The organism is Frondihabitans sucicola (assembly GCF_030296615.1).
GTDB classification, from domain to species: Bacteria; Actinomycetota; Actinomycetes; order Actinomycetales; family Microbacteriaceae; genus Frondihabitans; species Frondihabitans sucicola.
Window position 1 is genome coordinate 2,996,634 of the sequence record NZ_AP027732.1, and the last position, 23,892, is coordinate 3,020,525.

At 67.8% G+C, this 23,892-nt stretch carries 21 protein-coding genes and 3 pseudogenes; 8 read left to right on the forward strand and 16 right to left on the reverse strand.

Features of this window, described 5'->3' with window-relative positions:
* Entirely contained in the window at positions 1 to 1,314 is a 1,314-nt protein-coding gene (locus tag QUE79_RS15435) for an ABC transporter substrate-binding protein (protein WP_286343851.1), read from the reverse strand.
* A 258-nt stretch (positions 1,315 to 1,572) separates the two neighbouring features.
* Here QUE79_RS15435 and QUE79_RS15440 point away from each other — a divergent pair, with 258 nt between their 5' ends.
* The 3 genes and pseudogenes from QUE79_RS15440 to QUE79_RS15450 all read left to right on the forward strand — a co-directional run bounded on the left by QUE79_RS15440 (position 1,573) and on the right by QUE79_RS15450 (position 4,913).
* A complete protein-coding gene (locus tag QUE79_RS15440; RefSeq protein ID WP_286343852.1) occupies positions 1,573 to 2,856 on the forward strand; it encodes a GAF domain-containing protein in 1,284 nt (427 codons plus the stop codon).
* 106 nt (positions 2,857 to 2,962) lie between these two features.
* Positions 2,963 to 4,504, forward strand: coding sequence for an acetaldehyde dehydrogenase ExaC (gene exaC / locus QUE79_RS15445; protein ID WP_286343853.1), 1,542 nt, complete (start codon positions 2,963 to 2,965; stop codon positions 4,502 to 4,504).
* Positions 4,504 to 4,913 (forward strand): annotated as a pseudogene (locus QUE79_RS15450) (DUF779 domain-containing protein). Before exaC ends, QUE79_RS15450 begins: the two are co-directional and overlap by 1 nt.
* A gap of 72 nt (positions 4,914 to 4,985) precedes the next feature.
* On the opposite strand, the gene QUE79_RS15455 reads toward QUE79_RS15450, so the two are convergent.
* Positions 4,986 to 5,159 carry a type IV toxin-antitoxin system AbiEi family antitoxin domain-containing protein gene (locus QUE79_RS15455; RefSeq protein ID WP_286343854.1) on the reverse strand — a complete coding sequence of 58 codons (174 nt, stop codon included), beginning with the start codon at positions 5,157 to 5,159 and terminating at the stop codon, positions 4,986 to 4,988.
* A 497-nt stretch (positions 5,160 to 5,656) separates the two neighbouring features.
* Between QUE79_RS15455 and rplU the strand changes: the two genes are divergently transcribed.
* The 3 genes from rplU to QUE79_RS15470 all read left to right on the forward strand — a co-directional run bounded on the left by rplU (position 5,657) and on the right by QUE79_RS15470 (position 7,501).
* Positions 5,657 to 5,968 carry a 50S ribosomal protein L21 gene (rplU, locus tag QUE79_RS15460; RefSeq protein ID WP_286343154.1) on the forward strand — a complete coding sequence of 104 codons (312 nt, stop codon included), beginning with the start codon at positions 5,657 to 5,659 and terminating at the stop codon, positions 5,966 to 5,968.
* Between the two features lie 15 nt (positions 5,969 to 5,983).
* A complete protein-coding gene (rpmA, locus tag QUE79_RS15465; RefSeq protein ID WP_286343155.1) occupies positions 5,984 to 6,241 on the forward strand; it encodes a 50S ribosomal protein L27 in 258 nt (85 codons plus the stop codon).
* A 291-nt stretch (positions 6,242 to 6,532) separates the two neighbouring features.
* Positions 6,533 to 7,501, forward strand: a complete 969-nt coding sequence (locus QUE79_RS15470) for a phosphodiesterase (RefSeq protein ID WP_286343855.1) — start codon at positions 6,533 to 6,535, stop codon at positions 7,499 to 7,501.
* 165 nt (positions 7,502 to 7,666) lie between these two features.
* Here QUE79_RS15470 and QUE79_RS15475 read toward each other — a convergent pair whose 3' ends face one another.
* Positions 7,667 to 9,127, reverse strand: coding sequence for a stealth conserved region 3 domain-containing protein (locus QUE79_RS15475; protein ID WP_350271561.1), 1,461 nt, complete (start codon positions 9,125 to 9,127; stop codon positions 7,667 to 7,669).
* A 222-nt stretch (positions 9,128 to 9,349) separates the two neighbouring features.
* Between QUE79_RS15475 and mmuM the strand changes: the two genes are divergently transcribed.
* Positions 9,350 to 10,231, forward strand: a complete 882-nt coding sequence (gene mmuM / locus QUE79_RS15480; protein ID WP_286343856.1) for a homocysteine S-methyltransferase — start codon at positions 9,350 to 9,352, stop codon at positions 10,229 to 10,231.
* Between the two features lie 23 nt (positions 10,232 to 10,254).
* On the opposite strand, the gene QUE79_RS15485 is transcribed toward mmuM, so the two are convergent.
* From QUE79_RS15485 to QUE79_RS15520, 8 genes are all read right to left on the reverse strand, one after another.
* Positions 10,255 to 10,629, reverse strand: coding sequence for a DUF6804 family protein (locus QUE79_RS15485; RefSeq protein WP_286343857.1), 375 nt, complete (start codon positions 10,627 to 10,629; stop codon positions 10,255 to 10,257).
* Between the two features lie 57 nt (positions 10,630 to 10,686).
* Positions 10,687 to 11,160 (reverse strand): GDSL-type esterase/lipase family protein, encoded by a 474-nt coding sequence (locus QUE79_RS15490; RefSeq protein WP_286343858.1) that lies wholly within the window; start codon positions 11,158 to 11,160, stop codon positions 10,687 to 10,689.
* An 82-nt stretch (positions 11,161 to 11,242) separates the two neighbouring features.
* On the reverse strand, positions 11,243 to 12,724 hold the full coding sequence (locus QUE79_RS15495; RefSeq protein ID WP_286343859.1) for an SDR family oxidoreductase: 1,482 nt from the start codon (positions 12,722 to 12,724) through the stop codon (positions 11,243 to 11,245).
* A 73-nt stretch (positions 12,725 to 12,797) separates the two neighbouring features.
* Positions 12,798 to 13,739: a bifunctional riboflavin kinase/FAD synthetase gene (locus QUE79_RS15500; protein WP_286343860.1), complete on the reverse strand. Its 942-nt coding sequence runs from the start codon at positions 13,737 to 13,739 to the stop codon at positions 12,798 to 12,800.
* Between the two features lie 5 nt (positions 13,740 to 13,744).
* Positions 13,745 to 14,269, reverse strand: a complete 525-nt coding sequence (locus QUE79_RS15505; protein ID WP_286343861.1) for a hypothetical protein — start codon at positions 14,267 to 14,269, stop codon at positions 13,745 to 13,747.
* A gap of 48 nt (positions 14,270 to 14,317) precedes the next feature.
* Positions 14,318 to 14,686 (reverse strand): hypothetical protein, encoded by a 369-nt coding sequence (locus QUE79_RS15510; RefSeq protein ID WP_286343862.1) that lies wholly within the window; start codon positions 14,684 to 14,686, stop codon positions 14,318 to 14,320.
* Positions 14,683 to 15,588, reverse strand: coding sequence for a tRNA pseudouridine(55) synthase TruB (gene truB, locus QUE79_RS15515; RefSeq protein WP_286346745.1), 906 nt, complete (start codon positions 15,586 to 15,588; stop codon positions 14,683 to 14,685). The genes QUE79_RS15510 and truB overlap by 4 nt, the downstream gene beginning before the upstream one ends.
* Before the next feature lie 71 nt (positions 15,589 to 15,659).
* Positions 15,660 to 16,220, reverse strand: a complete 561-nt coding sequence (locus QUE79_RS15520; protein WP_286343863.1) for a nucleoside/nucleotide kinase family protein — start codon at positions 16,218 to 16,220, stop codon at positions 15,660 to 15,662.
* Here QUE79_RS15520 and QUE79_RS15525 point away from each other — a divergent pair.
* The gene (locus QUE79_RS15525; protein ID WP_286343864.1) at positions 16,219 to 17,112 is read left to right on the forward strand and encodes an HhH-GPD family protein; all 894 of its coding nucleotides are present in this window, start codon (positions 16,219 to 16,221) and stop codon (positions 17,110 to 17,112) included. The genes QUE79_RS15520 and QUE79_RS15525 overlap by 2 nt on opposite strands.
* Before the next feature lie 3 nt (positions 17,113 to 17,115).
* Here the strand turns inward: QUE79_RS15525 and rbfA are convergent, their stop codons facing one another.
* The 5 genes and pseudogenes from rbfA to QUE79_RS15550 form a co-directional block, all read right to left on the reverse strand.
* Positions 17,116 to 17,616: a 30S ribosome-binding factor RbfA gene (rbfA, locus tag QUE79_RS15530; RefSeq protein ID WP_286343865.1), complete on the reverse strand. Its 501-nt coding sequence runs from the start codon at positions 17,614 to 17,616 to the stop codon at positions 17,116 to 17,118.
* Between the two features lie 71 nt (positions 17,617 to 17,687).
* Positions 17,688 to 20,476 (reverse strand): annotated as a pseudogene (gene infB / locus QUE79_RS15535) (translation initiation factor IF-2).
* A 158-nt stretch (positions 20,477 to 20,634) separates the two neighbouring features.
* Positions 20,635 to 20,898, reverse strand: a complete 264-nt coding sequence (locus QUE79_RS15540; RefSeq protein WP_286343866.1) for a YlxR family protein — start codon at positions 20,896 to 20,898, stop codon at positions 20,635 to 20,637.
* Between the two features lie 83 nt (positions 20,899 to 20,981).
* Positions 20,982 to 21,977, reverse strand: a complete 996-nt coding sequence (nusA, locus tag QUE79_RS15545; protein WP_286343867.1) for a transcription termination factor NusA — start codon at positions 21,975 to 21,977, stop codon at positions 20,982 to 20,984.
* A gap of 134 nt (positions 21,978 to 22,111) precedes the next feature.
* Positions 22,112 to 23,865 (reverse strand): annotated as a pseudogene (locus QUE79_RS15550) (proline--tRNA ligase).
* Positions 23,866 to 23,892 lie beyond the last annotated feature (27 nt).

The following is a 23,892-nucleotide window of genomic DNA, read 5'->3' on the forward strand; positions in this document are numbered from 1 at the left end:
TCAGTTGCTCGCGTACTTCTGCTTCGCCTGCGACTCCACGCTGGCCATGTCGAAGGTGCCCGAGCTGATGAACGACTGAAGGGCCGGCTCCATCACGTCGGAGGCGAAGGCCGGCAGGGAGTCGCGGTCGAGGAACTGGGAGAGGTCCTTGGCGTCGCCGATGAAGCTCTGCGCTTTCTTCTGCAGGGCCGTGTAGTTGGACGTGTCGGCGTTCTTCGCGGTGGCGATGTCCGCCTTGTTCACGCCGAGGTACGTCTGCTGCGCCTTCGCGGTGCCGAGGTATTCGAGGAACGCGGTGGCCACCTTGTCGTTCGCGCCCTTCTTCGACATCATGAAGCCGTCGATGGGAGCCTCGACCGCGGTCTGCCCGTAGTCGGGGTTGATCTCCGGGAAGGCGAAGAAGTCGAGGTCGTCGTACTGGGCACCGGTCAGCTGCACGCCGATCTGGTCGCTGCCGACGACCATCATGCCGGCCTTCTTCGTGCCGATGGCGTTCGCCGCGTCCTGCCAGATGCGTCCGAGGGCGCCGGTCTGGTGGAACGGCAGGATCTCGTTCCAGTGATCGAACACGTCCTTCACCTTGGCCTGGTTCCAGGACTCCTTGTGCGCCATCAGGTCGACGTGGAACTGATAGCCGTTGATGCGCATGTTGAGGTAGTCGAAAGTGCCGCACGCGGGCCAGAGGTCTTTGTCGGCGAAGGCGATGGGAATGAGCCCGTCCTTCTTCATCTGGGCGGCGAGAGACTTGAAGTCGTCCCATTTGACCGGCACTTCATAGCCCTTGTCGGCGAAGAGGCTCTTCGAGTAGAAGACCGCCCAGGGGTAGGTCACCCACGGCACCAGGTACTTCTTGCCGTCGTCGGCCGTGGAGGCCTTCGCGATCGAGTCGGAGAAGTTCGATCCGATCTTGGACCACACGTCGTCGAGCGGGAGAGTCAGGCCCGACTTGGCGTACGACTTCATGCGGAAGCCGGAGAACCAGGTGAACACGGCGTCGGGGCTGCCCTGGAGGTAGTTGTTGATGTTGTTCTGGAAGTCGTTGTGGCTGACGGTGTTGACCTTCAGCGTGTCGCCGGACGACTTGTCGAAGGCCTTCGTCACGGCGCCGAAAGCCGATTTCACGCCGGGGTCGGAGTAGTTGGATCCGACCGTGGTCGTCTTCGACGACGACGACCCGCCGCCGCCGCCCGAGGTCCCCGTGCAGGCCGCGAGGAGAGAAGCCGAGGCCAGGGCCAGGCCTCCCGCCCCCGCGAATCGGAAGACCTGCCGCCGGTCGTACTCGGCGCTGAACAATGAAGGTTTGGTCGTTGGCATTCCCTACCCCTTTGTAAAGATTTTCGATCAACTCTGAACGATGAATCGAGCATAAGCATTCGTTTCCGTTCGTCAAGCCCTTTCTGCACGGCGTGCAAGGAATCCGCGCATCGGATGCTTCTCGCGCACGACGCGGTCGCGCAGACTTCGCCGGCGGCGACGCTTCCCCGACAGCGACGCGCGCCGTACAGTGAACACATCACGGCGGTGAGCCCGATCATCGGGTGCACCGTCACAATCGACGACGATTGGTGTGGCATGGCACGACCCGACGACGAGCTGGCGGGCGTTCGCGCGCCGAGTCCTTGGCTGGCGATTCCTCGCGACGGCCGTGGCCCCTCGGTCCTGCCTCGGCGCATCGTCGCCGAGTCGTGGGAGCGCGCACGCGACCGCCGCCTCGACCCGGAACGTCTGCTTCCCGAGTTCGAGCTTCCCGAGAGCGACATCGACGACTACCGCCGGAAGCACCCGCTCTCGCTGCTGCTGCCCGTCGTCCGCAGCCTTCTCCTGAACGACATCCAGGGCTCGGGGCTGATCGTCGCGCTCGGAGACGAGAAGGGCCGTCTCCTCTGGGTCGAGGGGGACAGCTCGGCGAAACGCTCTGCGGAGGACATGCGTTTCGTCGAGGGGGCCGGCTGGGCCGAGAGCCGAGTGGGGACCTCGGCTCCCGGCACGGCCCTGGTGCTGGATCACGGCATCCAGATCCGCGGTGAAGAGCACTTCAACGTGATGGTGCAGAACTGGAGCTGCACCGCCGTCCCGATCCACGATCCCGTCACGCGCGCGATCCTGGGATTCCTCGACATCACGGGCGACGACCGCGCGGTCGGCCCGCACACTCTGCCACTGCTCGAGGCGACTGCCGCGGCCATGGAGGCCGAGCTCATGGTCTCCCGACTCCGGACCACTCCCCGCACGACTCCGGCCAGAAGCAGGATCGCGAAGACGACCGCGGCAGCGCCCGCCACACTCACCGTGCTCGGGCGCGACGTCGCGCTGCTCTCCGACGGTCGGCACATCGTGTCTCTCAGCGCGCGTCACAGCGAGTTGATGACCCTGCTGTCGTGGCATCCGCTCGGCCTCAGCGCCGAGGAGCTCGCGAGCCTCGTCTACGGCGACCAGGGAGCCGTTATCACGCTCCGCGCCGAAATGGTGCGTCTGCGTCACGCCCTGGAGGTCCTCGATCCGCGGCTTGCACCTCTGTCTCGGCCGTACCGCCTCCTCGGGCCCCTCGACTCCGACGTGTCGCGCGTCGTCGCCCTGCTCGACCGGGGAGCGCACCGTCGGGCCGTCGAGGCCTACAGCGGACCGGTCCTGCCGGGTTCGGTGGCGCCCGGGATCGAGGAGATCCGCGAGAACCTGTCCACGCGGGTCCGTGAGTCCCTGCTCGCGGACGCCTCCGTCGACGTCCTGCTGGACTACGCGGGTGCGGCCGGCGAAGACGACCGCAGCATCCTCATGGCCGCGCTGGGCATGCTTCCTCCGCGCTCCCCGAGGCGAGCTGGGATCGTCGCCCGCCTGGAGCTGCTCGACCGCGCCTGAGGGCCCGGCCGCCGCAACCATCTGCAACCTGCCCCGCCGTACCGTCGGGTGGGAGCACGAGTGAACCTCGCGCTCGCCAGACAACGACGTCGAAAGGGACAGGACAATGACCGTCACCACTCCTCCGAACACCTATGCGGCTCCGGGATCACCCGAAGCGAAGGTGCAGTTCAAGCCCCGCTACGACCACTACATCGGCGGCGAATACGTCGCTCCCGCCTCCGGCCAGTACTTCGACAACCCGTCTCCCGTGAACGGCAAGGTCTTCACCGAGGTGGCGCGCGGCAATGCGGCCGACATCGACAGGGCCGTCGAAGCCGCGTGGCGGGCGTTCGACTCGTGGAAGAAGACGACGATCACGCAGCGCGCGATCATCCTGAACAAGATCGCCGATCGCATGGAGGAGAACCTCGAAATGCTGGCGGTCGCCGAGACGTGGGACAACGGCAAGCCGATCCGCGAGGCACTGGCCGCCGACGTCCCTCTCGCCATCGACCACTTCCGCTACTTCGCAGGCGCGATCCGCGCCCAGGAGGGCTCGACAGGCGAGATCGACAACGACACGGTCGCCTACCACTTCCACGAGCCCCTCGGCGTGGTCGGCCAGATCATCCCGTGGAACTTCCCGCTCCTGATGGCCGTGTGGAAGCTGGCGCCCGCTCTGGCCGCCGGCAACTGCGTGGTCCTCAAGCCGGCGGAGCAGACCCCCGCGTCGATCCACGTCTTCATGGAGTTGATCCAGGATCTCCTTCCGGCCGGCGTCCTGAACATCGTCAACGGTTTCGGCGTGGAGGCCGGCGCTCCCCTGGCCTCGCACCCGAACATCCGCAAGATCGCGTTCACGGGCGAGACGACGACCGGTCGGCTGATCATGCAGATGGCCTCGGAGAACCTCATCCCGGTGACCCTCGAGCTCGGCGGCAAGAGCCCGAACGTCTTCTTCGCCGACGTCGCCGACGAGAAGGACGACTTCTACAGCAAAGCCCTCGAGGGGTTCACGTTCTTCAACCTCAACTCGGGCGAGGTGTGCACCTGTCCCTCTCGGGCTCTGGTCCAGAAGTCGATCTACGACGGTTTCGTGGCCGACGGGCTCGAACGCGTCAAGGCCGTCAAGCAGGGCAACCCGCTCTCGATGGACACCATGATCGGCGCCCAGGCCTCCAACGACCAGCTCGAGAAGATCCTGAGCTACATGGACATCGGCAAGCAGGAGGGCGCCAAGCTGCTGCTCGGCGGCGATCGCGCCGACCTGGGCGGCGACCTCACCGAGGGCTACTACGTCAACCCGACCGTCTTCGAGGGGCGCAACTCGATGCGCATCTTCCAGGAGGAGATCTTCGGGCCCGTCCTGTCGCTGACCAGCTTCAACGACTACGACGACGGCATCAAGATCGCGAACGACACGCTCTACGGTCTGGGCGCGGGCGTCTGGAGCCGCAACGGCGCGCAGCTGTACAAGGCGGGCCGCGACATCCAGGCCGGCCGCGTCTGGTCGAACACCTACCACCAGTACCCGGCGGGCGCTGCGTTCGGCGGCTACAAGCAGTCCGGCATCGGACGCGAGAACCACAAGATGATGCTCGACCACTACCAGCAGACCAAGAACCTGCTCGTCTCGTACGCGGACGGGCCCATGGGGTTCTTTTGATGCCTGACATGACCGTCGCCTCAGGCGACACCACGGCGCTGTCTCGGGTGGACGTCACGCCCGAGGCAGCCGCCTTCCTCGTCGAACTCACTCAGAAGCACGGCCCGCTGATGTTCCACCAGTCGGGCGGCTGCTGCGACGGCTCGTCGCCGATGTGCTATCCCGTGGGCTTCTTCCGTGTGGGTGCGGTCGACGTCCATCTCGGCGACCTCCGGATCGGGGGCTCGAACCGATCGAGGTGTACATGTCTCGAAGTCAATTCGAGTATTGGAAGTACACGCACCTGACGATCGACGTCGTACCCGGTCGCGGGGCGGGATTCAGCATCGAGAGCCCTGAGGGCCGTCGATTCCTGATCCGGTCCCGGATGCTGACCGACGATGAGCTGAAGGAGTTCGGCCTGGTCTGACCGGCCCCGGCCGGAAGGACGGTTTCGGGCCACCCCGCTTGTCGGGGTGGCCCGAAACGTGTGCGCACCGCGTCACTCGCCGGGAAGGGCGTAGACGCCGTGCCCCACGCGCAGGATCCTGCCCTCCCGAGCCAGCAGGGACAGCGTCGACAGCACGCTCGAGCGGCGATACGCGGGCAGGATCTCGACGATCTGCGTCGTCGACAGACGCCCGGCGGCCAACACCCCCGGAATCCGGTCGGCCAAGGAGCCTTCCTCTTCGGCGATGTCCTCCCCTCGGTCGGATCGTCGAGGGAGTACTCCTGCCGCGCCTGGTCGAGGGCCTCGGCGCTGACCCGGGTCGTGGCGCCCGAGGCTTTCGCGTACGGGGCGAGGGTGAGCGACTTCCCGACGCGGTTGTAGACGTTGGAACCGCTGGTGCCCTGGTGCTCGGCGATCTCGGGGTAGGACGCACCGCCGAGGAGCAGCACCGCCTCCCCTCGAGGCCGAGCCACTGGCCCAGGCTGGCGAGCTCCCAGCCTGCCGTCGTGACGGCCGAGCCCCACACCTCGATGTCGTCGCCGTTCTCGGCGAGCAGTCGTCCGAGGTCGTCGACCAGATCCGAGATCCGCTCCCGGGTCTCCTCGACGATGTCAGCCGTGAACTGCGGCGGGTGGCGAAGTTTGATTGGTCTCGACATTTATGAAAGACTAGTGAAGTTGCCCGGCGATCTGGGCAGATCCCCCAGTCTTTTGGAGTTACCCATGGCATTCGCAATCGTGCGCGCCGGTGGGCGTCAAGAGCGCGTCGAGGTCGGCACTGTCCTGACCGTCGATCGTCTCAAGGCGTCCGAGTCCGACACCGTTTCGTTCGTTCCCGTCCTGCACGTCGACGGCGACACGATCCTGTCCGGTGCCGACCTCGCCAAGGTCACCGTCGAGGGTGAGGTCCTGAACGACCTCCGCGGCCCGAAGATCGTGATCCAGAACTACAAGAACAAGACCGGGTACAAGCGTCGCATGGGGTTCCGTGCCGACCTGACCCGCGTCAAGATCACCTCGATCACGACCAAGTAAGAGAGCTGACGACTAATGGCACACAAGAAGGGCGCAAGCTCCACTCGTAACGGCCGCGACTCGAACGCGCAGCGCCTCGGCGTGAAGCGGTTCGGCGGTCAGGTCGTTCTCGCGGGCGAGATCCTCGTCCGCCAGCGCGGCACCCACTTCCACCCCGGCGTGAACGTCGGTCGTGGTGGCGACGACACCCTGTTCGCCCTCGCCGCGGGCGCGGTCGAGTTCGGTGCGAAAGGCGGCCGCAAGGTCGTCAACATCGTCTCCGCCGACGCGTAACCGAATCGGCTCGATCACGAAAGACAGGCGGTCCATACGGGCCGCCTGTCTTTTCGTCTTGAGTTATTACCTTTCTGAATAAGTGCCCAAAGACTCGAACGGGGGCCTCGCCTGCTCGGTCGCGCCCGACTAATGTCGTGCGGGTTCGTCTTTTGTTCTGTCATGGTTTGCCAGCCGTAGCGGTGTCGTTCACCACTTCTGCACCAAACGGGTGATGGACTGGGGTCCGAACAACGATTAAGAAGCGTGAGCGTCACTGTCGTTCACGTCGGCACATCGAATGTGAGAATCATGGATTCCCGGACGGCTGAACATCCTCGGCCGGATCACTTCATCCTGCACCTCAGCGACACCCACCTCATCGCCGCCGATGGCGACCTCTACGGGGACGTCGACAGCGAAAGCCGACTGCGCCAGATCCTGGGCGAACTCGAAGAGTCCGGGGCGCGTCCCGAAGCCATCGTGATCACCGGCGACCTGGCCGACAAGGGCGAACGCGGCGCCTACCGCAAGCTCCGCGCCCTGATCGAGCCGATCGCCTCCCGGCTCGGTGCCCAGATCATCTGGGCCATGGGCAACCACGACGAGCGCGGTGCCTTCCGCCAGGAACTGTTCGGGCAGATCCCGTCGCAGCGACCTGTCGATTTCGTCTACGACGTCGGAGGCCTGCGCATCATCACCCTCGACACGACGGTCCCGGGGCAGCACTACGGCGAGCTCACCGGCGACCAGCTCGACTGGCTGGCCGAAGAGCTGAGCGTCGATGCCCCCGACGGCACCATCCTGGCCATGCATCACCCGCCGGTGCCGAGCATCAAAGACCTGACCGTCCTCGTCGAGCTCCGCGACCAGCCGGCTCTCGCCGAGGTCATCGAGGGCAGCGACGTCCGATCCATCATCGCGGGCCACCTCCACTTCTCGACGAACGCCATGTTCGCCGGTGTCCCCGTCTCGGTGGCGTCGGCGACCTGCTACACGGCCGACCTCAACATCCCCGTCGACGCCACGCGCGGACAGGACGGCGGCCAGTCGTACAACCTCGTGCACGTCTACCCCGACACGGTCGTCAACTCGGTGGTGCCGATCGGCAGCTTCCGCACCGTCGGCGAATACGTCGGACCGGAGGCCGTGGCCGCCCGGCTCGCAGCGGCCGGCGTCGTGATCCCCGCTGCCGCACCGCGCCACCGGGCCGAGCCCGTCGCTCCGCTGCTGCCGCCGAACCGCGACCTGTCGCTGACGGGGCCCATCGGCACGCTGTAGCCGCAACCGCCTTTGCAGCTCCGGCTTCCCGTGGCGTTTTCAGGAAAAACCCGTGAATCTTCCTTCCAAACGAGGAAGATCGCGGGTTTTTCCTGGTTGCCGAACGGGACCGAGAGACGGGCGCCACGCTACCGATGCCGCGCCGCCGAGACACCTGCAGGCCGGCTACGCCTCCCAGGGGGCCTTGAACGGGAAATAGCGCTCGAGGAAGTCGGTGACGACGGCCGTGCGCTCCTCGTCGGTCACCTCGGGGAAGCTGCCGTCGTTGAGGCAGAAGAAGTCGTAGGAACGCTTCTTCAGCAACTCGGACAGGAATGCCAGGCCCGACACCATCGTCGTGTCGACGTAGCTGACCTTCGCGTTCTCCTGGACGATCGCCCGCCCGGTCATCAGCGCGTAGTAGTGGTAGAGGGAGTTAGTCACGGAGATGTTGGAGGCTGCCCTGAACGGCGAGGCGGCCGTGTCGCGGAACTCGTCGGCGAACTCGTGCTCCATCTCGGTGAGGACGCTCTTTCGCAGCGGCGCGGCGGTGTGCTCCAGGTGCCGGGTCGTGACGCGACCGAAGCGCTGCTGCAGGAGGCCGCGGTTGACCCGCGCCGCGTTCTCGAAGCCGGAGCGCTCGGAGTTGTTGAGGCCGAGGCCGATCCTGGTGTCGGCTTCGATGAACTTCGTGATCGACCCCGGCGAGAAGAACATTCCGGGCCCCACCGGGCGACCGAAGAACATGTCGTCGTTCGAATAGAGGAAATGCTCGCTGAGCCCCTCGATGTGGTGCAGCTGAGCCTCGACCGCCTGGGAGTTGTGCGTCGGCAGCACGGAGGGGTCGGCGAAGAACTCCTCGCTCCGGACGATGCGCACCCGCGGGTGGTCGGCCAACCAGGCGGGAGCGGGCGAATCGGTGGCGATGTAGATGTTGCGAACCCACGGGGCGAACATGTACACGGAGCGGAGGGCGTACTTCAGCTCGTCGATCTGGCGGAACCGGGCCACCGAGTCGTCGCCCTCGCCGACCGTATGCCGCTTGGCGCGGGCGGCTCGGGCGCGCTGGTACTCGACGGAGTTGCCGTCGACCCACGAGAAGACGATGTCGATGTCGAAGGTGATGTCGGTCGCGTGGTCTTCGAACATGTGCTCGAGGGTGACCCATTCGAGCCCGTAGCGTTCGATCGGCACTTCGATCGCCTCGCTGCGAGGAAGCTCACGGCGCATGAGAGCGTTCTCGACCGGCACCAGCACCTCGGTCTCGGTCGTGATCCAGAACTCCAGCTGCACGGCCAGGGAAGCTCCGTAGCGCAGGCGGCCGATCGGCTCGACCCGCGGGCGGTACACGCGCAGGACTCTCTCGGTGTCGGCCCCGAAACCCTCCTCGGCCACGAGCACGGCGCGCGCCTTGCCTGCTTTCGCGTAGAAGGGCTCGTTCTGACTCGCGGCGACGAAAGCCTGCTCGAAGCGCGAGCGCTGGGTCTGGTCGACGGCGATGACGGGCCGGTCTTCGTTGCCCCGGACGAGGAGGTGCGGGATGGACGCGTCGTCGAGCACGCGCTTGACGAAGACGAGGTCTTCGAGCATGGACTGCTGAGGGGTCAGGTGGCCGTTCACGAGCGTGAACTGACCTTTTCGCAGCACGATGTCGCCGCGATCGAGGCCGCCGGATGAAGGACGGGGGTCAGAAGGGGACTCTCCGCCGCGCCGACGATCTCCGTGCCCATTCAGACTCCTACTCTGCGCGGCCCGGGTGGCCGTAGACGCAATCAAGCGATTTTACTCCGAGGCGGTGGCAATCGACGACCGAGGCGCCGAGAACCGTCGCGATCCGACCCGAACCGGCCTGCGCGCTACAGTGATGCCATGTTCCGGTCCATCGGTCCGGTCGCCATCGACGGCGGCCTCGGCACGCTTCTCGAATCGCGCGGCCTCGACCTGACGGGCGGGCTCTGGTCGGCCAGGGTGCTCGACGAGCACCCCGAGCAGGTCTCGGCCGCGCACGAGTCGTTCTTCCACGCCGGAGCGAGTCTGGCGATCTCCGGCTCTTACCAGGTGTCGTACGAGGGCGTCGCCAAGGCCGGGCTCGACGCCGCAGACGCCGACCGGCTCCTCCGCCGCAGCGTGCAACTCGCCGTCCATGCCCGCGATGTCGCGCGGCCGGACGGCCTGGTGGCGGCATCGGTCGGACCGTACGGCGCGATGCTGGCCGACGGGAGCGAGTACCGAGGCGACTACGGCCTGACCGTCGCCGAGTTGCGCGCCTGGCATCGCCCACGACTCGAGGTGCTGGCCGATTCCGGAGCCGACCTCCTGGCCTTCGAGACGATCCCCTGCCTCGCCGAGGCCGAGGCCCTGGTCGCCGCAGTCGACGGGACCGGGATCCCGGCCTGGCTCTCGATCACCGCGTCGTTCGGGCGACTCCGCTCGGGCGAGCCGCTCGAAGAGGCGTTCGCGCTGACGCGGGGCGTCGACGAGATCGTCGCCGTCGGCATCAACTGCAGCCATCCGGGTGAGGTGGAGGCGGCCATAGCCGCAGCCGTGGCGACCACCGATCTGCCGATCGTCGTCTATCCGAACGGCGGCGAAGAATGGGACGCCAAGAACCACACCTGGATCGGCGAGCCGGGATTCCCGGCCGACCTCGTCACGTCGTGGGTGGAGGCGGGGGCGTCTCTCGTCGGCGGCTGCTGCCGGGTCGGCCCCGCGCAGATTCGGGAGATCGCGCGCCAGCTCGCGGCCGTCTGACCGAGGCGGCCGTGGGCCGGAAGTCAGCGTCGACGAGCCGTCGCCGCCCCGCGCGACGTCGGCGGAGCCTCCGGCGAGGGGACCTTCACGCGGATCGCGACGACGACGAAGACGAGCGCCGCGAGGAACTGCAGGATCTGCCAGGGCTGGCCTGCGATCGGGATGACGTAGACGGGATTCCAGAGCACCACGATGGCCGCGAGGAACGGCAGGTAGATCCAGCCGCGACCACGGAAGGCGAAGACGCACAGGATGGCGGCCAGGATCGCGACGACGTAGCGGAACCCGACGAAGATGGTCGAGTCGACCAGGGCGACACCGGCGACGAGCGCAATTGCTCCGAGCAAGCCCGGTGCCAACGCCGGTCGCAGGAAGGCGGCCTTCTGCGGTGTGGGCATGCTGGCCAGTCTACTGCCGCCGGTGCCGGCGAAGCGCCGCTTGATGCGGCGCAGAACTCAGCGGATGATGCTGATCGGCCGACTCATCGGAGGCTCGTCTCGGAGGCGCTCCAGGCCGGGACGCAGTTCGCCGAGCCACGCCTCGTAGCCGGCGGCGTTCAGGTGGAGGCCGTCGTCGCTGTAGTCGCCCTTCAGCTCGTCTCCGTCGGCGAGGGCCGGCCAGAGGTCGAGGTATTGAGCGCGAACCGTGGCGGCGAACTGGCGGAGGTGACGATTGGCATCCTGCACGCGATCACTGAACTCGGGTGTTCGCGGCGTGATCGACTGCAGGAGGAGCCGCACGCCGGGGAGAAGGCGGCGCAGGTCGACGAGGATGGTCTCGACCGCCCGGACGACCTGCTCGACCGATCGCTTCGAGGTGAAGTCGTTCGTACCGATGAGGAGCACGATCGAGTCGGGGTCGGCCTGCACGACGGCGTCGAGCCGCGCCTGCACGTCGGCCGTGGTGTCGCCTCCGACGCCGAGGTTCACGACGTCGTCGTCGGGAAACCAGCTCTGCCAGTCGCCCCTTCGGTGAGGCTGTCGCCGAGGAAGACGAGCTTTTCGCCCTGAGTCATCGCTGAGCTCCTTGAGTCGTCGGTTCGGTTTCGGCTGTCGCCGTGATCCTGTTCAGCATGCCGGAGAAGATGATTCCGTGGAAGGGCAGGATCGAGTACCAGTACAGTCTGCCGCTCAGCCCGGTCGGGAAGAACACGGCACGCTGACGGTAGTGCGACCCCTGCGGCCGCTCCTCCACCCACATCTCGAGCCACCCCTTTCCTGGAGCCTTGAACTCGGCCCTCAGTCGGAGGAAGCGCCCGCGGTCGATCTTCTCCACGCGCCACCAGTCGACGGCGTCGCCCGTGCCCAGTGTCGTGGCGCTCCGACGGCCGCGCTGGAGGCCCACTCCCCCGGCGAGACGATCCATCCAGCCGCGCGCCGCCCAGGCGAGGGGGAACGAGTACCAGCCGTTCTCGCCTCCGATCCCCTCGATGACCCGCCAGAGCTGCTCCGGCGAGGCCTTGGTGTCGATCTCGCGGTCGTCCGTGTACACGGTGTGCCCCGACCAGTCGGGGTCGCTGGGAAGCGGGTCGCTCGGGGCGCCGTACACGGAGGAGTCCTGCCAGCTCGTCTCGACCTCGCCGTCCCGCATCTTTCCCAAGGCGAGTCGGACGGCGCGACGATAGCCCGTCAGTCCCTCCTCGGGCGGTGGCACGACGTCGACGATGTCGTTCTCGCGCACGACGCAGTCGTACTGGAGCGACGCGATGATGGGCACCGCGAGGGCGCGGGGAATCGGAGTCACGAGGTTGACCCACTGTGAGGCCAGCCAGGGCGTGAGCACCGGGAGCGGTGCGATCGGCCTCTGTTTGAGGCCCGCTTCGAGGGCGTACCCGTTCATCATCTGCCCGTAGCGCAAGACGTCGGGGCCGCCGATGTCGAAGGTGCGGTTCACGCTCGGATCGACATCGGCCGAACCGATCAGGTAGTGCAGCACGTCGCGAACGGCGATGGGCTGGATGAAATTGCGGACCCACTTCGGGGCCGGCATGTACGGCAAAATGTCGGTGAGGTGGCGGATCATCTCGAACGACGCCGAGCCCGACCCGATGACGACGCCCGCTTGGAGAGCCACGGTCGGCACACCACTTCCCAGTAGGATCTCGCCCACCCTCTTCCGAGACTCGAGGTGTCGCGAGAGCTCCCCGTCGGGGTGCAGGCCGCCGAGGTACACGATGCGCGAGACGCCGGCCGCAGCCGCTTCCGCTGCCACGATCCGCGCGGCCTCCTGCTCGGCCTTCTCGAAGTCGCCGCGGCCGGCCATGGCGTGCGCCAGGTAGTAGACGACGTCGACCCCGCTCACGGCCCGACGGACGGCCTCGGCATCGGTCAGATCACCCTGGACGATCTCGACGTCACCCGCCCACGGCACGTCGTCGAGCTTCTCGGGCGTGCGCACGAAGGCACGGACGTCGAACCCCGCCGAGACCAATCGAGGGGCGAGGCGTCCGCCGATGTAGCCGGTGGCGCCGGTGACGAGAGCTTTTCGAGGCATCGGCCCACGGTACCCCGGAGCCGGGCGGCCCTCTCAGACGGCGAGCCCGCGCGAACGAGCCGGTGCGCGACGATCAGGCCGTGACGGCCAGGAGCTCGCGGATCTCGTCGACGTCGGCCCGCATCTGCGCGATCAGAGGCTCGAGGCCCTCGAACCGGAGGTTGCCGCGGATGTACCGGATGAACGACACCGTCACTTCCTGCCCGTAGAGGTCGACTGACACGTCGAGGAGGTGCGCCTCGACCTGCTTCTCGGGCACGCCGTCGAACGTGGGGTTGTTGCCCACCGACACGGCGGCATCGTAGACGCGCCCACCGACCGTGACCCGCGCGGCGTAGACGCCGTCTGCGGGTACGAAACCCTCGCTGCGGGGCTCGAGGTTGGCCGTGGGGAAGCCCAGTTCACGGCCGCGCATCTCGCCGTGGACGACGACGCCGCGCACGGACGGCTGCCTGCCGAGGAGCACGGCCGCCTCGTCGATCTTGCCCGCGTCGAGGAGCTCACGGATCCAGCTGGACGACACGCGGCGCGTTCCGTCGCCCGGGCGGACGTCGGGGATGAGGTCGACGTCGAAGCCACGCAACCGGCCGAGCTCGCGAAGCGTGTCGACGCTGCCGCTGCCGCCCACGCCGAACCGGAAATCGGTGCCGACCAGAACCACCTCGGCCTGCAGGCTCTCGACCAGGATGTGGTCGACGAACTCGTCGGGAGTGAGACGGCGCAACCGGTCGTCGAAGGTGAGCATCAGCGTCGCCTCGACACCGGTCTGGTCGAGCAGCTCGCGCTTCTGGCGGTTGCTGGTGAGCGACATGGGCACGGCGTCGGGGCGCAGGATCGCGAGGGGGTGACGGTCGAACGTGACCACCGCCGAGACGAGGTCGCGGGCGCGCGCCGCCTGCTCGAGCTCGGCGATGACGGCCCGGTGTCCGAGGTGCACGCCGTCGAACTTGCCGATCGTGACGGCCGACGGACCGAAGCCCTCCGGGACGGCGGCGGTGTCGGTGAAGAAGTCCATGGCGATCAGGCGCCCGCCGCGGACTCGTCCGCCAGCGGATCGACCGAGCCGTCGGCGGAAGCAGCCGAGCCGGACTCGTCGGACGCGGAGATCTCGGCTTCGACGGCCGGCCGGGTGTGGCGGAGCCACAGCATTCCGAGCACGGGGAGGACGAGGGGGACGAAGCCGTAGCCGATACCGAAGTAGGTCCAGACGGTGGAGTGATCCGAGTGGGCGTACTTGGCGCTCGGCACGAAGACGCTGGGATCGATGATCGACATCAGGCCCACGAAGAGCACGCCGACGAGCTCGAAGCTGATGGTGCCCCACGCGATGGCGTACCAGCGTCGACCTCTCATGATGAGCGCGACGGTGGCCATGATGTAGACGATGGCCGACAGCCCGCTCAGGGCGTACGCCAGCGGCGCCTGCTGGAACTGGGTGGCGATCTGGAACACGGACCGCCCCGTCGCCGCCAGGGCGAGGATCGCGTACACAGCGATGAGGACGCGGCCGATGCCGACCGCTCGTGTTGACTTCTTCTGAACCATCACGTCAAGGATATGGCCCCCGGGCGACCCGCGCCGACCCCGCCGGGGTCAGCTCACCGTGGCCGTCCAGATCTGCAGCATGCGCACGACCATGACGGCGACCGCGAAGGCCCCGGCTCCGAGCACGACGTTGCTCCAGCGGGTGCGGTCGACCAGGGCCCAGATCACCGACAGCGGCGGCAGCAGGAGCGCGACGACGAGGTAGATGTAGAACTCGAGGACATTGCCGGATGCGTGGTTGCCCGCGAACGGCGACACGATCGCGATCACCAGCTGAACAACCAGGAGCAGCTCGACGAGCGCCAGCGAGCCGACGGTGTAGTCGTTCGGGATGCGGCGGGCGATGCCGAGGACGATGCAGAAGAGCGCGGCTGCGAGGCCCACGCCGAACTGCACCCAGGTGAACCACTCGATCACGAAGAGACCTCATCCGTTGGGAAGTTGACGATGGGACGGACGATGCCTCGGGTGACCGACACGAGTCCGGCGAGCCGGCCGTCGGGAGTGATCGCGGCGATCGGCCCGGGGTCGTCCGAACGCACGACCGGGAGCTTCTTGCCGTGCCCCAGATCGATCGTCTGCTGCGCCGTCATCTCGAACACGTCGAACAGGCGACGAGCGACGCCGGAGGGCGGCAGCAGGTGCGCGGCCACGTCGACACCCTCGAGTTCGGCCGCGTCGGCCACGTCGAACGGACCGATCCGGGTGCGGCGGAGCGCCGTGAGGTGCCCGCCGACACCCAGTCCGCCGCCCAAATCGCGAGCGAGTGCGCGAACGTACGTTCCTGACGTGCAGTCGACGATCACGTCGAGGTCGACGACAGCGGAACCGTCGACCACGACGTCGCGGCGTGCCAGCAGCTCGAATCTCGTCACGGTCACCGGCCGGGCCGTGAGCTCGACCTCCACGCCCTCACGGGCGAGGGCGTAGGCGCGCTTGCCGTCGACCTTGATGGCGCTCACGGTCGTCGGCACCTGGAGGATGTCGCCCGTCAGAGCCTCGATGCCGCGCAGGAGGCTCGGCTCGTCGACCGAGGACGCGTCCGTCACCGTCACGACCTCGCCGTCGGCGTCGTCGCTCGCCGTCGAGACCCCGAGTCGGATCGTCGCCGCGTACGTCTTGTCGAGGCCGACCAGGAACGTGAGCAGGCGCGTCGACGAGTTGATCCCCGTCACCAGCAGCCCCGTCGCCATCGGGTCGAGTGTGCCGGCGTGGCCCACCTTGCGAGTCCCGGCCGCCTTGCGGACCCGGGAGACGACGTCGTGACTGGTGATGCCCTGCGGCTTGTCGACGAGAAGGATGCCGCTGTTCACGAGCACCCAGCCTAGTTCAGCCCCGGCGAGCCTGATGGCGGGTGCCGGGCGTCGGGTGCCGGTCACGCTCGCGACGTTCAGCAGGCGTCGTCGAACAGGCGGCGCGGGTGGTCGGGGTCGGTGTTGTCGATGACGGCTGCGGAGCGACCGCGCGCTTCGGGACTGCGGTCGGCCGTGTCGCCGCCTTCGACCCAGATGGCGTAGTTCCAGAGACCGGCCAGTTCGGCGCGCCCGATCAGGGCGCCGTCGACGATGAGGAGCGCGTCGGCCGGGCCCGTGACCCACGTGGACTCGAACGGGCGATCGGCCCGCGCGTCGAATGCCGCGGGCACCCACCCGGTGCTGCCGCCCATGCGGAACGGCTCGATCAGCACGCGACGGAAGGTCAACTCGTCGATCGCGTTCTCGCCCGCGATGGCACGCTGAGCGCGCGGCAGGAGAAAGTCGCCGACCGAGGCCCGAAAGGCGGCGTGCCCCTGCTCTTTCAGGGCGACGACGAGGTCATCGGCGAAAACGGCGTCGGCCCTCGCGTCCGGCCCGTCGACCGCGATGAAGGCGCGCCCGTGGCCGTAGTTGTGCAGGATCTCGACCGCCAGCGCCCTGACCGTGTCTTTCTTCTCCGGTGCCCATCGCGTCATGCCCGAAAGCCTAGGCTCTGGGGGTGACAATCTCCCCGCGATCGTTCCCTGGTTCCGCGAGAACAAACGCGACCTGCCGTGGCGTCGCGAGGGCTTCACACCGTGGGGCACTCTCGTCAGCGAATTCATGCTGCAGCAGACGCCCGTGGTGCGGGTGATCCCACGGCTGGCCGAGTGGCTGGAGCGCTGGCCGACACCCGCGTCGCTGGCCGCGAGTCCCGCCTCCGACGCGGTGCGGGCCTGGGACCGCCTCGGCTATCCGCGCCGCGCGCTGAACCTGCACGCCTGCGCCGTCGCCATCACCGAGCGGCACGGCGGCGTCGTCCCCTCCGACGTCTCCGAGCTCCTGGCGCTGCCGGGCATCGGCGACTACACCGCTCGAGCCATCGCCGCCTTCGCGTACGGCCGTCGAGTGCCGGTCGTCGACACGAACGTCCGGCGCGTCCTGGCCAGGGCCGTCGAGGGCCTGGCCGAGCCCTGGGCGCCCAACGCCAAACGGGACCTCCCGCTGATGGAGGGACAGCTGCCACCCGATCTCGACGACGCGCGAGACACCAACGCCGGCGCCATGGAGCTGGGCGCTCTCGTCTGCGTCGCCCGGACGCCTCGCTGCGACGTGTGCCCGCTGGCGGATCGGTGCGCGTGGCTGCTGGCCGGTCGGCCGGAGCACGCGGGGCCGAAGGCGCGCACCCAGAAGAAGTACGAGGGGTCGGATCGGCAGGTGCGCGGGCTGATCCTGCGGGAACTCCGCGCCAGCGACGTCCCGCTCACCGCAGCGGAGGTCGAGAGCGTCTGGGGTGAACCCGCACAACGCGACAGAGCCCTCGCCAGCCTTCTCCGTGACGGACTCGTCACGGGTTCGGCCGACGAGGGCTACTCGCTCCCGGAGTGACCCCTAGCGGGTACCGCCGTCGGGCTCGTCCGAGCCACCGGCGGGACCGTCGAGGCTGTAGTCGGCCTCGTCGTCATCGGCCACCTCGCGGGGCTTGACGTACGGGTCGGCATCGCCGGCATACTCGGCCGTCGACGCGAGCGAGGCACTCTCGGCGTCGCGCTGACGCGCCTCCTGCAGGAGCTTGTCGATGGCGGCCGCGTTCTCGGGGATGCCGTCGGCGATGAACTCGATCGACGGTGTCAGCCGAGCCGTGATGTTCTTGCCCACCTCGGTGCGCAGCATGCCCGTCGCCGACTTGAGGGCAGCGGCCGTGTCGGCCCGCTCCTCGTCGGTGCCGTACACCGTGTAGAAGATCGAGGCGTGCTGGATGTCTCCGGTCACCTTGACGTCGGTGATCGTGACGAAACCCAGACGAGGATCTTTGATGCCCTTCTCGAGGCGACGCGCGATGATCTGCTGAATTCTGTCCGCCATCTTGCGGGCCCGCTGGTCGTCGACCATTTTGGTGCTTCCTTTCGTGGGGAAAGCCCCGCAGGATCACGAGATCCTGCGGGGCCACGCAACTCACCTCGCTAGACGCGGGGCTTCTCGACCATTTCGATCGTCTCGATCTCGTCGCCGATCTGGATGTCGTTGAACTTGCCGAGACCGATACCGGCCTCGAAGTCCGTCCGGACCTCGGTGACGTCGTCTTTGAACCGACGCAGGGAGTCGATGGCGAGGTTGTCGCCGACCACCACGCCGTCGCGGATGACGCGCGCCCTGGCGTTGCGCGTGATCGTTCCCGATCGCACGATGACACCGGCGATGTTGCCGACCTTCGACGAGCGGAAGATCTCGCGGATCTCGGCCACACCCGACTGGACCTCTTCGAACTCCGGCTTGAGCATGCCCTTGAGCGAGTTCTCGATGTCTTCGATCGCCGCGTAGATGACCGAGTAGAAGCGCACGTCGACACCCTCACGAGCAGCACGCTCGCGAGCCTTGGTGTCGGGTCGCACGTTGAACCCGATGATGACCGCGTTGTCGACGGTCGCCAGGTTGACGTCGCTCTCGGTGACCGCACCCACACCGCGGTGGATGATGCGCAGCTGCACGCTGTCGTCGACCTCGATCTTGAGCAGGGACTCTTCGAGCGCCTCGACGGCACCCGAGACATCACCCTTGATGATGATGTTGAGCGCTTCGACCTTGCCCTCTTCGAGTGCACGGGTGAAGTCTTCGAGCGAAATGCGCTTGCGGGCCTTGGCCAGCTGAGCGTTGCGCTCGACGGCTTCGCGCTTCTCGGCGATCTGACGGGCCGTGCGGTCCTCCTCGGTGACGAGGAAGGTGTCGCCGGCTCGCGGAACGCTCGAGAGACCCTGCACCAGGACGGGACGCGAGGGGTAGGCCTCGTCGACCGCGTCGCCGTTCTCGTCGACCATCGCACGGACACGGCCATAAGCCGTTCCGGCGACGATGGCGTCTCCGACACGGAGCGTACCCGACTGGATGAGGACGGTCGCAACCGCGCCGCGCCCCTTGTCGAGACGAGCTTCGATCGCGATACCGCGGGCGTCCTTGTCAGGATTGGCGCGGAGGTCGAGACCGGCGTCGGCAGTCAGCAACACGGCCTCGAGCAGCTTGTCGATGTTCGTGTTGTTGCGAGCCGAGACGTCGACGAACATGACGTCCCCGCCGTACTCCTCCGCGACCAGACCGTACTCGGTGAGCTGCTGGCGCACCTTGGCCGGGTTCGCACCGTCTTTGTCGATCTTGTTGACCGCGACGACGATCGGCACTCCGGCCGCCTGGGCGTGGTTCAGGGCCTCCACCGTCTGCGGCATGATGCCGTCGTCGGCAGCGACCACGAGGATCGCGATGTCGGTGACCTGAGCACCACGAGCACGCATGGCGGTGAACGCCTCGTGGCCCGGGGTGTCGATGAAGGTGATGGCGCGTTCGACGCCCTCGTGAGGAGCCCAGACCTGGTAAGCGCCGATGTGCTGCGTGATGCCACCGGCCTCGCCGGCGACGACGTTCGCGTTGCGAATGGCGTCGAGGAGGCGCGTCTTACCGTGGTCGACGTGACCCATGACGGTCACGACGGGGGTCGGATCTCGAGGACCGACTCGTCTTCGTCTTCGAGCTCCTGGTCGAGGTCGATGTCGAAGCCCTCGAGGAGCTCCTTGTCTTCGTCTTCGGGGCTGACGACCTGGATCTTGTATCCCAGCTCTTCGCCGAGCACCTCGAAGGTGGCCTCGTCGAGCGACTCGGTCGCCGTGGCCATCTCACCGAGGTGGAACAGCACGGTCACGAGGTTGCCGGGGCTGGCGTCGATCTTGTCGGCGAAGTCGGAGATCGAGGCACCGCGACGCAGTCGGACGATGGTGTTGCCGTCGCCGCGCGGGACGCTGACGCCACCGAGAGAAGGCGCCTGCCGCATCTCGAATTCGGCCCTCTTCGTCCGCTTCGACTTGCGCGCCTTGCTCTTGCCGCCACCGCGACCGAACGCACCGGCGGTTCCTCCGCCAGGGCCGCGGCCACGACCGCCGCCACCCGCGGGACGCGGGCTGGTGAAGCCGGGACGGAAGCCGCCGGGAGCACCGGCACCGGCACCCGCGCCACCGGGACGCTGGAAGCCACCGCCACCGGGACGCCCGCCGGCGCCCGCAGGACGCTGGCCGAAGCCGCCCGGACGCGAAGGCCCACCGGGACGGGGAGCACCGGGACGCGGCGAACCGGGCCTCGGAGCCTGAGGACGGGGGCCGGCTGCTCCACCGGGGCGGGGCATGCCCGCCGCAGCAGCACCCGAGCCGCCGGGGCGCGGAGCCGTCGGACGGCCCATGCCCTGGTTGGAGCTGTAGGGGTTGTTGCCGGGGCGCGGAGCACCCGGGCGCGGGCCGCCAGGACGCGGAGCGCCCGTCGCGGCAGCCGGAGCGTCGCTCGACGCCTTCGGCGCGTTGCGCTGCGCCTCGGCCTGAGCCTGACGCTCGGCCACGGTCAGCGGGGCGGCCGGGGCCGGCACCGCTTCGGTGGACTCGGCCGCGGTGGATTCTGCAGCCGGTGCCGTGGCGGCGGCAGCAGCGGGCGCTGCCGGGGCGGGCGCGGGCGCCGGGGCGGGTGCCGCGGGACGCGGTGCACCCGGACGGGGCGCGCTGCTCGCGGGAGCCGGTGCCTTGGCCGTGGTCGCGGCCTTGGCGGGTGCGGGCGCGGACTTCGCCTGGTCGGCGAAGGCGGCCCGAAGCTTGCGGGCGACCGGGGGCTCGATGCTCGACGACGGGCCCTTGACGAACTCGCCCATCTCTTTGAGCTTCTCGAGCGCGATCTTCGATTCGATACCGAGCTCGCTGGCGATCTCGTGTACGCGTGGTTTAGCCACTGTTCTCCTGTCTCGGGCCTCCACCCGGAATCAGGAGGAAGCCATTAGTGCTGGACGCAACTCATTTCGAGGTGCTCATTAGTTGTCCATAAGCAATTCAGCCTTTGGGTTGAGCGGCGGAGCGGTGAGGCTCCGGCGCAGGGATCGTGACGCGTTCGTCACGGGAGGGGGTGTTCGAGCTCCTGCAGGTATCGAAGGAGTTCGCTGGTGTCGGGTTCGGAGTCGAGCCGAAGCGCTCTGCGGAAAGCTTTGCGCCGGACGGCCGATTCGTAGGCCTGCATCGTCGGGATCAACCAGGCGCCCCGCCCCGGGGAAGTCGCCGTGGTGTCGACCACGAGGCGACCATCGAGGGCCGTGACCCTCAGAAGTGAGGATCGTGGAGCGCGCGTTCGAGTGCCGATGCACGTTCTGACAGGAATCATCTTACTCCCTCGTCCGCTCGTGGCGACGACGCCACGGTCGAACCCGCGATCCTGCGAGCCGGCCGCGGGTCGAGAGACACGCCCTAGTCGTCTTCGAGGATGGAATCGGGCTGGATGTCGATGCGCGCGCCCGTCAGTTTCGCCGCGAGGCGGGCGTTCTGGCCCTCCTTGCCGATGGCCAGCGAGAGCTGGTAGTCGGGCACGAGGGCGCGCACCGCCTTGGTGGCGGCGTCGATCACGAAGGCGCTCGAGACCTTCGCGGGCGACAGAGCGCTGGCGACGAAGGTCGGCAGGTCGGGCGAGTAGTCGACGATGTCGATCTTCTCGTTGTTGAGCTCTGCCGTGACCGCGCGGACGCGCTGCCCGAGTTCGCCGATGCAGGCACCCTTGGCGTTCACCCCGGGCTCGGTCGCGCGAACGGCGATCTTCGTGCGGTGGCCGGCCTCACGGGCGAGCGACACGATCTCGACGACGCCGGACGCGATCTCCGGGACCTCGAGCGCGAACAGCTTGCGAACGAGGGACGGGTGCGTGCGCGAGACGGTCACGCTCGGGCCCTTGAGCCCCTTCGAGACGCTGGTCACATACACGCGGATCCGGGTGCCGTGCGCGTAGCTCTCGCCGGGGACCTGCTCTTCGGGAGGCAGGATCGCCTCGAACGAGCCCAGGTCGACGTGGACCATGCGCGGGTTCGGACCCTGCTGGATCACACCCGCGACGATCTCGCCCTCGCGGCCCTTGAACTGCCCGAGGACCTTGTCGTCGCCGATGTCGCGAAGTCGCTGGTTGATGACCTGCTTGGCCGCGAAAGCGGCGATCCGGCCGAAGTCGTCGGGCGTCTCGATGGCCTCGCCGACGACTTTGCCCTCGTCGTCTCGCTCGATCGAGTACACCGAGACGTGACCCGTCTTCCGGTCGAGCTCCACGCGGGCCGTCGGCTTCTCGCCGTGGGCCTCGGGCTGGTTCTCGTGCTTGAGGTAAGCGGTCAGGATGGCCTGCTCGATGATCTCCACGAGTTCGTCGAAGGGGATCTCGCGCTCGCGCTCCATGAGCCTCAGGACGCTCAGGTCAATTTCCACGGCGGTGGCCTCCATATTCAATTCGTTTCGTCGCTGCTTGGATGACGTCACAAGCAGCGCACATATTCTACCCGCTGCTGCGCCGTCGAGACGCACCTGCCAGCGGGGCCTGCGCAGTGGTGCTGCCCGCCCGCCTACCGGGGAGCGGTCAAGCTGGCGACGGCCTCGGCGATGGGGACGGGGATCCGTTCACCGCTCGCGCGATCCCAGAGCTCGACGACGCCCTCGGCTGCACTGCGGCCGACGATGACGATCTTCGGAACCCCCAGCAGCTCGGCATCGCCGAACTTGACGCCGGGCGACACCTTGGGGCGATCGTCGTAGAGCACGTCGAGTCGGGCGCCCTCCAGCGCCGACACGAGTTCTTCGGCCACCTCGTAGACCACCGCGTCTTTCCCGGTGGCGACGACGTGCACGTCGAACGGCGCGACGTTCGCCGGCCAGACCAGGCCCTTGTCGTCGTTGTTCGATTCGGCGATGACGGCCAGGATGCGGGTCACGCCGATTCCGTAGGAACCCATCGTGACGGTGACCTGCTTTCCGTTCTCGTCGAGCACCTTGAGCCCCAGGATCTCGGCGTACTTGCGCCCGAGCTGGAACACGTGCCCGATCTCCATCCCGCGGGCGGTCTCGATGGGGCCCGACCCGTCGGGAGCAGGATCGCCCTCGCGTACCTGGGCGACCTCGTACACGCCGTCCGCGGTGAAGTCGCGGCCCATGACCAAGCCCTTCACGTGGACGCCGTGGGCGTTGGACCCGGTGACCCATGAGGATCCTGAAACGATGCGAGGGTCGACGTAGTAGCGGATGCCGGTCTCGGACTCGGAGCCGAGGATCTGCGGCCCGATGTAGCCCTTGACCAGCAGCGGGTGCTTGGCGAAGTCGGCTTCGCCCGCGGCCTCGACCTCGGCAGGGTAGAACGCCACCTCGACTCGCTTCATGTCGACCTCTCGGTCGCCGGGCAGGCCGACGGCGACGACCTCGCGAGTGCCGTCGAGATGACGGAGCGCCAGCACGACGTTCTTGAGGGTGTCGGACGCGGCCCACTCCCCGCCTCGCGGGTCTGCGACTCGTTCAGGTACGTCACGAGCGTGTCGATCGTGGGCGTGTCGTGAGGCTCGAGCAGCTCGGCCTCGGGAAGCTCCGCGAGCGAAATCTCGTCGGGGACGATCGTCGTGAAGGCCTCGACGTTGGCTGCGTAGCCCCCGACGGAACGGACGAACGTGTCTTCTCCGGCCTCCATGGGGTGCAGGAACTCCTCGCTCTTCGACCCGCCCATCGCACCGGCATCGGCCTTGACTATGACGTACGAGAGGCCGAGGCGCGTGAAGATGCGCTCGTACGCGTCGCGCTGCAACTGATAGCTGGCATCGAGCCCGGCGTCGGAGGCGTCGAACGAATACGCGTCCTTCATGGTGAACTCGCGGCCGCGCAGCAGACCGGCGCGCGGGCGTGCCTCGTCGCGGTACTTGTCCTGGATCTGGAAGAGCGTCAGCGGAAGGTCTTTGTACGACGAGTAGAGGTCTTTCACGAGCAGCGTGAACGCCTCTTCGTGCGTGGGAGCGAGGAGGTAGTCGGCGCCCTTGCGGTCGTGCAGCCGGAACATGCCCTCGCCGTACTCGGTCCAGCGACCGGTGGCCTCATAGGGCTCGCGCGGCAGAAGCGCCGGGAAGTGGACCTCCTGGGCACCGGCCGCAGCCATCTCCTCGCGGATGATCGCCTCGATCTTCGCCTTGACACGCAGTCCCAGCGGCAGCCACGCGAACACGCCGGGGGCCTGCCGCCGGATGTAACCGGCGCGCACGAGGAGGCGGTGACTGGTCACCTCGGCGTCGGAGGGGTCTTCACGAAGGGTGCGGACGAAGAGCTGGGAAAGGCGAGTGGACACCCGGTTAGCCTATCGGCGCACCGGGGG

Bases quoted from the DNA above. Each gene is read 5' to 3' on its own strand.
- QUE79_RS15435 (WP_286343851.1), bottom strand. From the start codon at position 1,314: ATGCCAACGACCAAACCTTCATTGTTCAGCGCCGAGTACGACCGGCGG.
- QUE79_RS15440 (WP_286343852.1), top strand. From the start codon at position 1,573: ATGGCACGACCCGACGACGAGCTGGCGGGCGTTCGCGCGCCGAGTCCT.
- exaC (WP_286343853.1), top strand. From the start codon at position 2,963: ATGACCGTCACCACTCCTCCGAACACCTATGCGGCTCCGGGATCACCC.
- rplU (WP_286343154.1), top strand. From the start codon at position 5,657: ATGGCATTCGCAATCGTGCGCGCCGGTGGGCGTCAAGAGCGCGTCGAG.
- rpmA (WP_286343155.1), top strand. From the start codon at position 5,984: ATGGCACACAAGAAGGGCGCAAGCTCCACTCGTAACGGCCGCGACTCG.
- QUE79_RS15470 (WP_286343855.1), top strand. From the start codon at position 6,533: ATGGATTCCCGGACGGCTGAACATCCTCGGCCGGATCACTTCATCCTG.
- mmuM (WP_286343856.1), top strand. From the start codon at position 9,350: ATGTTCCGGTCCATCGGTCCGGTCGCCATCGACGGCGGCCTCGGCACG.
- QUE79_RS15485 (WP_286343857.1), bottom strand. From the start codon at position 10,629: ATGCCCACACCGCAGAAGGCCGCCTTCCTGCGACCGGCGTTGGCACCG.
- QUE79_RS15495 (WP_286343859.1), bottom strand. From the start codon at position 12,724: ATGCCTCGAAAAGCTCTCGTCACCGGCGCCACCGGCTACATCGGCGGA.
- QUE79_RS15500 (WP_286343860.1), bottom strand. From the start codon at position 13,739: ATGGACTTCTTCACCGACACCGCCGCCGTCCCGGAGGGCTTCGGTCCG.
- QUE79_RS15505 (WP_286343861.1), bottom strand. From the start codon at position 14,269: ATGGTTCAGAAGAAGTCAACACGAGCGGTCGGCATCGGCCGCGTCCTC.
- QUE79_RS15525 (WP_286343864.1), top strand. From the start codon at position 16,219: ATGCCCGAAAGCCTAGGCTCTGGGGGTGACAATCTCCCCGCGATCGTT.
- QUE79_RS15520 (WP_286343863.1), bottom strand. From the start codon at position 16,220: ATGACGCGATGGGCACCGGAGAAGAAAGACACGGTCAGGGCGCTGGCG.
- rbfA (WP_286343865.1), bottom strand. From the start codon at position 17,616: ATGGTCGACGACCAGCGGGCCCGCAAGATGGCGGACAGAATTCAGCAG.
- QUE79_RS15540 (WP_286343866.1), bottom strand. From the start codon at position 20,898: ATGATTCCTGTCAGAACGTGCATCGGCACTCGAACGCGCGCTCCACGA.